The sequence below is a fragment of the Paenibacillus sp. FSL H7-0714 genome, from assembly GCF_038003765.1.
Lineage (GTDB): Bacteria > Bacillota > Bacilli > Paenibacillales > Paenibacillaceae > Paenibacillus_AQ.
Genome location: NZ_JBBOPT010000001.1, coordinates 704,882 through 717,684 on the forward strand (window position 1 = coordinate 704,882; position 12,803 = coordinate 717,684).

Annotated in this window: 8 protein-coding genes, 1 rRNA gene and 2 riboswitches; all 9 genes read left to right on the forward strand. The window is 43.1% G+C overall.

Translation table 11 applies throughout. The features are described 5' to 3' along the window. Positions 1 to 94: 94 nt before the first annotated feature. The 9 genes from NST34_RS03175 to NST34_RS03215 all read left to right on the forward strand — a co-directional run bounded on the left by NST34_RS03175 (position 95) and on the right by NST34_RS03215 (position 12,755). Positions 95 to 1,495 (forward strand): NCS2 family permease, encoded by a 1,401-nt coding sequence (locus tag NST34_RS03175; RefSeq protein ID WP_042184716.1) that lies wholly within the window; start codon positions 95 to 97, stop codon positions 1,493 to 1,495. A gap of 155 nt (positions 1,496 to 1,650) precedes the next feature. Next, a complete protein-coding gene (locus NST34_RS03180; RefSeq protein WP_341127112.1) occupies positions 1,651 to 3,630 on the forward strand; it encodes a hypothetical protein in 1,980 nt (659 codons plus the stop codon). Further along, complete coding sequence (locus NST34_RS03185) at positions 3,627 to 5,681, forward strand: glycosyltransferase 87 family protein (RefSeq protein ID WP_076285853.1); 2,055 nt, start codon at positions 3,627 to 3,629, stop codon at positions 5,679 to 5,681. Before NST34_RS03180 ends, NST34_RS03185 begins: the two co-directional genes overlap by 4 nt. Continuing rightward, positions 5,671 to 7,449 (forward strand): phospholipid carrier-dependent glycosyltransferase, encoded by a 1,779-nt coding sequence (locus NST34_RS03190; RefSeq protein WP_341127113.1) that lies wholly within the window; start codon positions 5,671 to 5,673, stop codon positions 7,447 to 7,449. Before NST34_RS03185 ends, NST34_RS03190 begins: the two co-directional genes overlap by 11 nt. Before the next feature lie 100 nt (positions 7,450 to 7,549). Continuing rightward, a complete protein-coding gene (locus NST34_RS03195; RefSeq protein WP_076285851.1) occupies positions 7,550 to 8,530 on the forward strand; it encodes a glycosyltransferase family 2 protein in 981 nt (326 codons plus the stop codon). Next, positions 8,520 to 8,924, forward strand: coding sequence for a GtrA family protein (locus NST34_RS03200; protein WP_042184722.1), 405 nt, complete (start codon positions 8,520 to 8,522; stop codon positions 8,922 to 8,924). The genes NST34_RS03195 and NST34_RS03200 overlap by 11 nt, the downstream gene beginning before the upstream one ends. 34 nt (positions 8,925 to 8,958) lie before the next feature. Continuing rightward, the gene (locus tag NST34_RS03205; protein WP_042184724.1) at positions 8,959 to 9,609 is read left to right on the forward strand and encodes a class D sortase; all 651 of its coding nucleotides are present in this window, start codon (positions 8,959 to 8,961) and stop codon (positions 9,607 to 9,609) included. A gap of 124 nt (positions 9,610 to 9,733) precedes the next feature. Continuing rightward, positions 9,734 to 9,814: riboswitch (cyclic di-GMP riboswitch) on the forward strand. A gap of 108 nt (positions 9,815 to 9,922) precedes the next feature. Beyond that, positions 9,923 to 10,003, forward strand: a riboswitch (cyclic di-GMP riboswitch). A gap of 13 nt (positions 10,004 to 10,016) precedes the next feature. Further along, positions 10,017 to 10,826, forward strand: coding sequence for a transglutaminase-like domain-containing protein (locus NST34_RS03210; protein ID WP_341127114.1), 810 nt, complete (start codon positions 10,017 to 10,019; stop codon positions 10,824 to 10,826). A 371-nt stretch (positions 10,827 to 11,197) separates the two neighbouring features. After that, positions 11,198 to 12,755: ribosomal RNA gene (locus NST34_RS03215) — 16S ribosomal RNA — on the forward strand. Positions 12,756 to 12,803: the final 48 nt, after the last annotated feature.

Sequence of the window (12,803 nt, forward strand, 5' to 3'; positions counted from 1 at the left end):
CATGGGAGGCTACTCTTTTTTTCGAGCCGGTGTCTAACAGATACCGGCTTTTTGTTGCTGTCAGACACACAACATACCTTAGGGGGAGAACAATTTGAATCGGTTTTTCAAGTTGAAAGAGAACGGCACCACAGTTCGTACAGAGATCATGGCGGGCTTGACCACGTTCATGGCAATGGCTTACATCTTGTCGGTTAATCCGAGTACTTTAACAGCATTTGGCCGTATTGATATGGGCTGGTATTCTGTATTTCTAGCGACTGCGCTGGCAGCAGGTATTTTCACCATCGCAATGGGCGTGTTCATAAACTTTCCAGTGGCATTGGCACCTGGTATGGGACTTAACGCATATTTTGCTTCCGTAATTCTATCTTCCGCCACATCAGAGCATCCATTCACTTGGCAAATGGGTCTGACAGCCGTATTTATTTCCGGTTTGATCTTTATCTTGCTGACTGTAACTCGAGTGCGACAGATCTTACTAACTGCAATTCCTGACAGCTTGAAACATGCGATTACAGTAGGTATCGGGATGTTCATTACGATCCTTGGTCTTAAGAATAGTGGACTCATGACGATTGGTGTTGAAGCCGGTAAAGACATTCCTGCTAACACTTTCACAGATGTCCTTTCCTTTGAAACTATCATTCACATGGGTAGCCTAGAGAATTCCAATGTCCAATTGGTAATTATCGGACTTCTTCTAATCTCTATCCTGATGGTATTGAACGTTAAAGGTGCGATTTTATTCGGTATCTTGGGAACAACTGTCGCTGGTATGTTGATGGGCGTAGTTGATTTCAGCGCATTGTCCAGTCCGGCAACGCCTTGGGTTCCTGATTTCACACAATTGAACTTCTTCCAATTTGACTGGGATGGTATCCTGCACACAGGTATTGTTTCAGCGATTGCAACTTTCACATTTGTAGAGTTGTTTGATACATTTGGTACACTTGTAGGTACTGCTCAACGCGCAGGTATTATGGATAACCCTGAAGAAGGTAATAGACGTGTAGGTAATGCGATGTTTGTCGATGCAGTTGCTGTAGCAGGTGGTGCGGCACTGGGTACTTCGACTACTACTGCTTTTGTAGAAAGCGCGGCAGGTGTTGCTGAAGGTGGACGTACAGGTCTTACAGCTGTAACAACGGGCGTATGTTTCTTGCTTGCATTGTTCCTTGCTCCAGTGGTTGCTCTTATTCCTGGATCTGCTACAGCCGCAGCATTGATCGTCGTAGGTGTGCTGATGGCACAATCGATCCGTCAAATCGATTTTCAAGATATGGTTGTTGCAATTCCAGCGTTCCTAACACTTGTAATCATGCCTTTCACTTATAATATTGCTAACGGTATCTCCTTTGGTATCGTAACTTATGTAATCCTTGCTTCAGTTGCTAACCTTGCAGGTAAGAAGAAATACGATATTCACTGGATGATGTGGGTACTTGCGATTCTGATCGTTCTCCGTTATGTATTCCTTGGTAGCGAGGGCTAACATATATACAGTATTTCTGAAATTCATCTTGGGCTCCTTCATTACTGAAGGGGCCGTTTTTTTTATTTTGGATTATGTATTCTCCTACTTAACTTGTTGGATGTTCTTCCTTTCCATCATCCAATATTTAGATTATATTGTTGAAGAGGTGATGAATGTTGTCCACAAGATTTAGCAATTGGTCTTCTTATTTTAAAAGTAATCCTTGGCCTCTCTTATTGTTTTTGCTGGGGGCTGTGATTCGCATTTTTTACTTTGGTTCGATTCCAGGTGGCTTGAATCAGGATGAGGCATCTATAGGTTATGATGCTTACGCTATTCTTCATTATGGAATAGACCGCAATGGTATTCATTTACCTATTCACCTCATTGCTTGGGGAAGCGGACAGAATGCACTTTATGCTTACTTATCAATGCCTTTCATATTATTGTTCGGACTTACTCCAATGTCTGTACGTGCGATTAGCTTAATCATGGGTCTACTGGGTATGCTCGTATTCTATCTTCTTTCCAAAGAGCTATTTACTTCCAGAACTGCTGGTATTGTGGCGATGTTTTTTATAGCAATTAATCCTTGGCATATTATGATGTCAAGATGGGCACTGGAATCTAATTTATTCCCCACCCTGATTCTGTTCTCCGTTTATATGTTACTTAAATCATTTCATATTCCGAAGTGGTCTTATGGATTTACAATTATGCTTGCCCTTTCACTTTATGCTTATGGAACATCCTATTTTTTTGTGCCGATATTTGCTTTAGGTGCTGGAATTCTTCTATTCTATACAAGAGCGCTAAAGCTTCGGACCATTCTATGGAACTGTGCTCTGTTTATATTAATGTCACTTCCAATCTTCCTATTTATTATGATCAATCGATTGTCGCTAGAGGGGATTTTGACCCCATTGTTCTCAATTCCGAGATTGACAACACCGCGTGTGGAACAGGTAACTTCTATATTCGGAGGGCAACTATTACATACAGCATTAAGCAATTTCCGGGAATTTTTGAAGATATTAATTAGCGGATCTGATGGTTTGCCTTGGAATTCGATTTCACCTTATGGATACGCGTATCCTATTGCGTTACCCTTTGTACTTATAGGACTTATATTTATGTTAACGACAATACGGAACCGTGGTCGTGAGCGGACTGGACTGCTCGTTATTTTACTTTGGTTGTTTGTTTCCGTTTTGATGACCTTTGTTACGAACGTAAACATTAATCGGATGAATGTAATTTTCTATCCAATCATTTTGCTGATTGTTGCAGGGTTTATGTGGTTAAGCAAGAAAGTAAAAGTATTAGCAATTCTGTCGGCTGTAACCTTTAGCTTATTTTTTGTTCTATTCACTACAGTTTATTTCCGCGATTATCCTAAAGAGATAGGACCGGCTTTCTATGAATCTTTCGGTGAGGCTATACAATATGCGTCTGAAGAGAGTGCTGGGAACATCTACGTGACTGATAAAGTTAATATGCCTTATATTTATGTGCTTTTTTATGAGCAGATCAATCCCCATGATTTCTTAGCAACCGTTAATTATTCTAATCCTGGAGGTGCATTTCAGCAGGTGTCTTCCTTTGGGAGATATAGATTTGGATATTCAAGCATAGTTCCGGGAGAGACAGCGACATATATCTTGTGGAATGGTGATCCCACTCCTGCTGAAAGCGAGAATTATTCGGTTAAACGTTTTGCCAACTATACTGTTGTGACCGCTAAGACTGGGGTAGTAGAGGGAATCTCGGAATTTACAAATGGAGGATTTGAAGAGGGGATATCAGGCTGGAGCTTCTCATCCGGTACGGGTGTGGCAACCAATAATCCCTATAATGGAAGTTATTTGGCCTATCTTGATCCGGGATTTGACAAAACGATTACACAATCTATCAGAATAGCAGAACCTGGAGAATATAAGCTTGGTATAATGGTTAGTGCTGGTGGAGAAGAAGGAAGGGTTGGCGTCCGAGTTAATGGCGTAGTGCGGGCGGAGGCTGAAATACCTGCTAGTGAGGTTTATCAAGAGCTTACACTTCCAATGGTATCTATCGGTCAGAATGAGCAAACTGAAATTTTTATTAAAGGCGGTAAAGGCTGGATTAATATAGACGAGGTGAGGTTGGAACGATGATCAAGAGTACACGTACGGCCGCAATGACTGTATTGATGCTGTTATTGTTTTTGCTTCCTGTAACAAGCATTTATGCAGACGGAAATCTATTGCAGAACCCTGGATTTGAGGAGGGAGGAGAGGACGCTCCTTCTAACTGGACTAAGGATATGTGGATTTCTGGAGACAACTCGGGCATACTTTCAATCCAATCGGACGAGGTTCACTCCGGTAGTAAAGCGGCAGTCATTGAGAATATCGAGCCCAATCATTTGAAATGGGTGCAGACGATTAAGGCAACGCCGGACAGCTATTATAAAATCTCTGGATGGATCAAAGTAGTAAGTACCGCAGGCGAGGGAATGGGCGCCAATATACTTGCCGTTGGAGTAGGCGGGGGTTATCCCAACGTAACGGATACGGCAGGAGAGTGGCAATATCTTGAATACATAGGCCAGACAGGACCTAAACAGAAAGAATTCGGCATAGGTGCAAGTTTGGGAGGCTACTCTAGCTTGATTCAAGGTAAAGCTTATTTTGATGATTTGTCTGTAGAAAAATTAGACGCTGCTCCCGAAGGGGCCAACGTCATTTCGCTGGATAGTGCAGCAGTTAGTCAGGATGCTGGTGGCAAAAAAGCGGATACCCCACATAAGGTATCTCCAACCAAGATGCTGCTGATCTCAGCGCTTTTCAGTGTATTTTTTGCAGTGCTTTATACCAAGGCATTCCGCAGTGAGAAGCTTATGAAGCAACCTGAGAATGTCTATTCCAAATGGCTGAGCATTGCCATCGGGGTTGCTTTTATCCTAAGGGTCTGGATTGGTCTGACTGCTCAAGGCTATCAGAACGACATGAATACCTTTATAGCTTGGGGTCAGCGTATGGTTGATTTAGGTCCAGGCAAGTTTTATGAAGAAGGGTATTTTGCCGATTATCCTCCTGGTTATTTGTACATTTTGTACATTCTTAGTTTTATTCGCGGTGTATTTGGCTTTGCGCATGGTTCGGGTGGAGAGAATCTGCTATTCAAACTGCCAGCGATTATTTCTGATTTGGTATTGGGTTTCTTCATATTCAAAATGTCTCGCAAAAAACTCGGCTCAGGGATCGCTTTTGGCTTAACGCTATTATTTCTGTTTAATCCGGCGGTGCTTGTTAATTCAGCGGCGTGGGGACAAGCGGATTCGTTCTTTCTGATTTTCCTGTTGCTCAGTATCCATGGCGCTGCGAACAAAAAGTTTGTTCAATCCGCGATTTTGTTTGCATTAGCAACTTTAATTAAACCACAATCGTTAATATTCACACCGGTATTATTGTTTGCTTTCTATCATCACCGTGCTTGGAAGCAGCTTGGATTTGGAGCTTTGTATGGATTAGGGATATTCGGATTGCTCGCGGCACCATTTTTCTGGAATAACGGTGGTTTAGTTGGCCTTATTAATCTGTATAAGAGTACGTTATCTTCCTATCCCTATTCTTCTGTGAATGCATTTAATCTATATGCATTGACTGACCCGATGTGGTCATCTCTTGACCTAACTTGGTTAGGTATTACTTACCGTGTATGGGGCTTCATATTTATTTTAGTGGCAGTAGCCATAGCAACGTTTTATTCCTTCAAAAAAGATCGCTTGGATTTATCCAAATCCTACTTTATCGGTATGGCGCTCATTGTAGTAGTTTTTGTGCTTGGAACCAAAATGCATGAACGTTATATGTTCCCTGCTGTTATTCTCTGTATGTTCACTTATATAGCAAGTCGGGATCGTAGGTTTTTATCTTTATTTCTTGGATTCAGCTTAACGCAGTATATCAATGTGGCTTATACGTTGACCCATCTAAATGCAGGTGTAAATCCAGGTGCAGATGGAATCGTTTTGGTCACTTCAATTGCTAACCTATCATTATTGCTATACATGCTCTACGTTGGTTACGACGTGTATGTTCGTGGGGGAGTAAAACCTCTTCCAGCACCACCAACACCTGAAGAAAAATATGAAGAAGACCTTAAAGTCGTCGAGCAAATAAGACCGCACCAGAAGGGAGGGAGATTGAGCGATGAAGTTTAAGCGTATAGATTGGATATGTATTCTTGCCATTACTGCCGTTTACGCGGCAATTGCTTTATATAATTTAGGTTCTACTAAATCTCCAGAGACCTTGTGGGAGCCAGCTGCCAGCGGTGAAAGCTTCTATGTAGATCTAGGACAGAGTAAACAATTGGATCGCGTGAATATCTTCGGTGGCGTAGGTACCGGGAAGTTTAAGCTCGAATTCAGTGAATCGCCTGAGGTCTGGAGTAGTCCGCTGGATGTAAGCGAGGATGTTGGGAATGTCTTCATCTGGAAAAGCCAACCTCTGAACGTTGCAGCAAGATACGTGAAGTTTACAGTCACATCTCCAGGGTTCACTTTAAATGAAATGGCCTTCTATGAGCAGGGAGGCGAAAGAGTACCTCTTCCTATAGCCGGTGTTACACCGGATGCTAATGCAGTCGCTAAAAGAGGAGAGCCTGCCAATCTGTTTGACGAGCAGTCGCTCATCCCTGAATATTCTAACTTTATGAATAGCACTTATTTTGACGAGATCTACCATGCACGGACAGCTTATGAATATACACACGGGATTGTGCCTTATGAGAACACGCATCCACCACTAGGCAAGCTATTGATCGCAGTAGGGATGGAACTGTTCGGAGTCAATCCTTTCGGCTGGCGTATTATCGGAACATTGTTCGGGATTGCCATGCTGCCTCTCATTTATGTAATGGCACTACGGCTCTTTAAAAAGAGCAAATACGCAGCACTTGCAGCTGGGTTGTTCGCACTGGATTTCATGCATTTCACACAAACAAGAATCTCTACGATCGATGTATACGGAGTATTCTTCATCATGTTAATGTTTTATTTCATGCAGCGATATTACACTATGAATTTCTTCAGGCAGCCCTTAAGAAAAACACTAACTCCGTTGTTCTGGTCCGGTCTATTCTTCGGAATTGGTGTCGCCTCCAAGTGGATTGTACTGTACGGAGGAGCTGGGCTGGCCATTATGCTGGCTATCTCGCTCTTCGAGCGCTACAGAGAATACCAAGCATCGGGACGGTTGCTCGCGGAAGGCAAGATCAAAGACAAGGAATTGCTAGGTACCTGTCGCGAAGCCGTAAATTCGTTCTGGAAGAATAGCATTATTACGCTAGCTAGTTGTGTTGCATTCTTCGTAATCATACCGGTCATTATTTATAGTTTATCTTTTGTTCCGGGTTTATCTGCATCCGCAGAGGGCTTTACTATAAAAGGCTTGATTGATTCCCAAAAGAACATGTACAACTATCACAGTCAGCTTGTAGCTACACATCCTTTTGCTTCCTCCTGGTGGCAATGGCCGTTTATGAAGAGACCCGTCTGGTTCTTCAGTGGCAGTGAGGGATTGCCGCAAGGTCAGGTCAGCAGTATAGTGACTATGGGGAATCCGCTTATCTGGTGGACGGGGATTTTCGCAATGCTGGCAACACTGTGGATTACACTGAAACGCAAAGATAAGACCCTTTATATGATCTGGATCGCCTTTTTCTCACAATATGTTCCGTGGATGCTTGTCCCAAGGGAAACCTTTATCTACCATTATTTTGCTATGGTGCCTTTTATGATTCTTGGTATTGTATATATAATGAAGTTGCTAGATAGCAAATATCCTGAGGCTCGTTATGTTAGTTGTGTCTATGTGGCTGTTGCTTTACTGCTCTTTGTCGCGTTCTACCCTGTCCTGTCAGGGATGCAGATAAGCGGAGATTATGTGAAGAATATGCTGCGTTGGTTCCCATCTTGGGTTTTCTAAGATTTTTTTAAAATATCTATAACAATAAGTTTATGCTTACAGCGTTATTATGAAGTACAGAAAGATGTAACGCTCCATAAAGCTTTTAGGAGGAATAAAGGTGAAAGCCAGATATAGTGTAATTGTACCCATGTTCAATGAGGAGCAAGTAATTAGCGTTACTTACGAACGTTTGAAAAAAGTAATGGACGAATGCGGCGATACTTATGAGCTAGTCTTCGTTAATGACGGAAGTCGTGATCGTTCGGCCCAGATGATTCGGGAGATCAGTGATCGGGATGAATGCGTCAAGCTAATTGACTTCTCGCGTAATTTCGGACATCAGGTAGCGATTACAGCTGGCATGGACTATGCCGAAGGTCAAGCGGTTGTTGTTATTGATGCTGACCTTCAAGATCCACCGGAGGTCATTTTGCAAATGATCGAGAAGTGGAAAGAGGGCTATGACGTTGTGTATGCGAAGCGGCTGAAGCGCCGTGGAGAAACGATGTTCAAAAAGGTAACGGCCAAGATCTTTTATCGATTGCTCAGCAGCATGACAAGTGTAGACATTCCCACGGACACAGGTGATTTTCGTCTTATTGATCGTAAGGTATGTGATGTCTTGCGAGGTCTCAAGGAAAAAAACCGGTATGTCAGAGGTTTAGTGAGCTGGGTCGGCTTCAAGCAGACGATGGTGGAATATGAGCGGGAAGAACGATTTGCAGGAGAAACTAAGTATCCTCTTAAGAAAATGATTCGTTTTGCGCTGGATGGGATCACTTCCTTTTCGCATAAGCCACTTAAGATTGCTACGTATGTCGGATTCTTTCTTTCCTTCTCGAGCTTTCTCTATTTATTCTTCGTATTGTTTCAAAGAATCTTTTTCACCTCATGGACGGTTCCAGGTTGGGCTTCCATTGTAGGGGTCAATTTGCTCTTTAACGGTATCGTTCTGATGCTGTTAGGTGTAATCGGTGAGTATATTGGACGGATTTATGACGAGTCTAAGGATAGACCGTTGTATATTGTCAGTGAGACCATAGGATATCGTAACGAAGAAGAAGTGGATCGCCGGAAGGATTACAAAGATGTCAGATAAGAACTTTCGGACTGCTTTCATACAGTTTCTCAAATTTAATGCTGTAGGTCTGGTAAATACCCTCATTGATTTCGTAATCTTTACATTACTGAACTCACTTGGGATGGTATATGCGTTGGCACAGGTTATTTCTTATAGTGCAGGGACAGCGAATAGCTTTATTTTGAATAAAAAAGTAACCTTCAAGGATCGTGACCGTGGCAATAAAGAGGGTTTTGATAAGACGCAGTTGCTGAAGTTTATCGTACTGAATCTGGTAGTACTCGGAATATCGCTGTTGCTAATGCATCTGTTGACTGACAAACTAGGCATTCAAGTGTTGATCTCTAAGGTATTAGTAACGTTTGTGACGGTGATTATTAACTTCTTCGGAAGTCGTAAATGGGTATTCTAAAGTTCAGTAGAACCAATCTACGGAGGTGAAAATCATGCGTAAATTCTCGTATGTGCTCATACTGGCGGGGATCCTTATCATGCTCTATCCAAAAGCTAACGAATGGTATAACGACTGGCAGCAGGATAAGCTATTAGAATCGGCTGAACTGAGCACCAGTGAAAGTACTCCACCACCTGATCTGAAGAGCAGATATGCCGAGGTCACTCAGCTACTAGCGGAGGAATCAGCTTTAGATGCACAAGCACAGCCGCAAGAAACAGAAAAGCCGGAACCGGAAATTGAAGTGGGTGGCAAAGTTATCGCATTAATTGAGATTGATAAGATCGATCTGAAGCTGCCTGTATTAGAAGGGGCTACTAAAGCGAATATGAAGCATGCCGCGGCCCATATGAAAGAAACAACTCCAATAGGAGAAATAGGGAACGCCGCAATAGCTGCACATAGAGCTAGAACTACGGGCAGATTGTTTAACAGATTGAATGAGGTTGTGATTGGGGATACGATTACGGTGAAGACTAGCGATCAGACTTATAATTACGAGGTTTATGATATTTCTGTTGTACTTCCTAGTGATGTGTCTGTTCTAGACGGGAATAACAAAGATAAAATTCTTACTCTAATTACGTGTGACCCACTAGTAGATCCTACACATCGTTTGATTGTTCATGCCAAACTTTCCTAATCGTTGACGAGAAATAACAAGAGAATTCAAATACAGAGAAATAACTATAAAATAATAGTAAATCTAGCAATTTTGTTCTTGTTTACGAGGATAAATATGGTAGTATAAGACTATAAAAGCTAAACACGATAAACGGCAAACCTATCGAAAGGTAGGGACGCAAAGCTAAAGGGCCTTCCCGTAAGGATGGCAGCCAGTTACCGAATGAAGAGGCTTTTTTTGTTTTTATAAAATATATAAGAATCTTAGATTCATATTTCTACTTGGACTGATTCTGTTAATTTGTCTAGTGAAATTAGAACAGATAGAGCTTATACGATAACGGCAAACCTATCGAAAGGTAGGGACGCAAAGCTAAAGGGCCTTCCCGAAAGGATGGCAGCCAGCTACCGAAAGGGGTTTTATCCGTGAAAAAGGTTTATTTTATGATGGTGGCGCTATTCGTACTGATTACTGCGGTTCCGGTAAGCGCAGCTCAAGCCGCAAGTGTAGATGCAAGCTGGTTGATTACATCGAAAGTGGCTCAAGGTGTTATTGGAATTAACTATGATATTCCGAAAGATAAAAGAATCAAACTCATGATCACTAAAGACAACAGCAGCTATACATATAACTTATATGCTTCTGGACAAGCTGAGGACTTCCCTTTACAACAAGGTAATGGTACTTATAAGGTTTCTGTTCTTGAGAACACAACCGGCAATAAATACAAAGCGTTATATTCCGAAGTAGTAGACGTAACCATGAGTGACTCGAATTCCGTATATTTGGGCTCCGTACAGAATGTGAAATGGAGTCCTTCTGATAAAGCGATCCTTAAGGCAAAAGAGCTTACAAAAGGCAAAACAACAGATGAAGAGAAAGTTAAGGCAATCTATAACTATGTAGTTGCTAATGTACAATACGATTATTCTCTTGCTAATAACGTAACAACAGATTACATTCCGAACATTAACAACACTTTGAATACTAAAAAAGGAATCTGCTATGACTATGCTTCTCTTTTTGCCGCAATGCTGCGTAGTGTAGATGTGCCTGCTAAATTGGTGATGGGGAATACTAGCTACGTTACGCAATACCATGCATGGAATGAAGTGTTGATGGATGGGAAATGGGTTACTATTGATACAACGGTAGATGCATCGTCAGCGAAGAGTAAGAAGAATACGGATTTTATTAAGGCTTCAAGTAAGTATACTGCAGCAAAATACTATTAATTTGCATCGCTAGATTCATAACTCTATTAAATAAACAACCAGCTTAATTATTAAGCTAGTTGTTTATTTTTCTATTAGGGGTTGCTTTTCTATGAATAGATAGGTTATTATAGTTAAGCGTTGTTAGACAGCGTACAGGCAATGTTTGAGAGAGTTATATAAACGGCTTTCGAAAAATAAAGCTTGCATTACTGAGAACAACATGATATATTATAAGAGTTGCTGCTGAGACATTAAACGGCGCCAACGAGAACTTGATCTTTGAAAACTGAACAACGAGTGAGTAGGAAATCACGAAAGTGAAATCCAAAATTAGAGAATTAATTTTCTCGTCAGATGTTTCAAAATGAGCATATCGCTCTTTTCAATACTAATTGGAGAGTTTGATCCTGGCTCAGGACGAACGCTGGCGGCGTGCCTAATACATGCAAGTCGAGCGGAGTTATTTTGAAAGCTTGCTTTCAAAATGATTTAGCGGCGGACGGGTGAGTAACACGTAGGCAACCTGCCCCTTAGACTGGGATAACTACCGGAAACGGTAGCTAATACCGGATAATTTCTTTTTTCTCCTGAAGAAAGAATGAAAGACGGAGCAATCTGTCACTGAGGGATGGGCCTGCGGCGCATTAGCTAGTTGGTGGGGTAACGGCCCACCAAGGCGACGATGCGTAGCCGACCTGAGAGGGTGAACGGCCACACTGGGACTGAGACACGGCCCAGACTCCTACGGGAGGCAGCAGTAGGGAATCTTCCGCAATGGACGAAAGTCTGACGGAGCAACGCCGCGTGAGTGATGAAGGTTTTCGGATCGTAAAGCTCTGTTGCCAGGGAAGAACGTCCGGTAGAGTAACTGCTATCGGAGTGACGGTACCTGAGAAGAAAGCCCCGGCTAACTACGTGCCAGCAGCCGCGGTAATACGTAGGGGGCAAGCGTTGTCCGGAATTATTGGGCGTAAAGCGCGCGCAGGCGGTCATTTAAGTCTGGTGTTTAAACCTTGGGCTCAACCTGAGGTCGCACTGGAAACTGGGTGACTTGAGTACAGAAGAGGAAAGTGGAATTCCACGTGTAGCGGTGAAATGCGTAGATATGTGGAGGAACACCAGTGGCGAAGGCGACTTTCTGGGCTGTAACTGACGCTGAGGCGCGAAAGCGTGGGGAGCAAACAGGATTAGATACCCTGGTAGTCCACGCCGTAAACGATGAGTGCTAGGTGTTAGGGGTTTCGATACCCTTGGTGCCGAAGTTAACACAGTAAGCACTCCGCCTGGGGAGTACGGTCGCAAGACTGAAACTCAAAGGAATTGACGGGGACCCGCACAAGCAGTGGAGTATGTGGTTTAATTCGAAGCAACGCGAAGAACCTTACCAGGTCTTGACATCCCTCTGAATCCACTAGAGATAGTGGCGGCCTTCGGGACAGAGGAGACAGGTGGTGCATGGTTGTCGTCAGCTCGTGTCGTGAGATGTTGGGTTAAGTCCCGCAACGAGCGCAACCCTTAACTTTAGTTGCCAGCAGGTAAGGCTGGGCACTCTAGAGTGACTGCCGGTGACAAACCGGAGGAAGGTGGGGATGACGTCAAATCATCATGCCCCTTATGACCTGGGCTACACACGTACTACAATGGCCGGTACAACGGGAAGCGAAACCGCGAGGTGAAGCCAATCCCATCAAAGCCGGTCTCAGTTCGGATTGCAGGCTGCAACTCGCCTGCATGAAGTCGGAATTGCTAGTAATCGCGGATCAGCATGCCGCGGTGAATACGTTCCCGGGTCTTGTACACACCGCCCGTCACACCACGAGAGTTTACAACACCCGAAGTCGGTGGGGTAACCCGCAAGGGAGCCAGCCGCCGAAGGTGGGGTAGATGATTGGGGTGAAGTCGTAACAAGGTAGCCGTATCGGAAGGTGCGGCTGGATCACCTCCTTTCTATGGAGAATAGTCTTCTGCAATGAAGACATTCAAATTGGAAGTTAA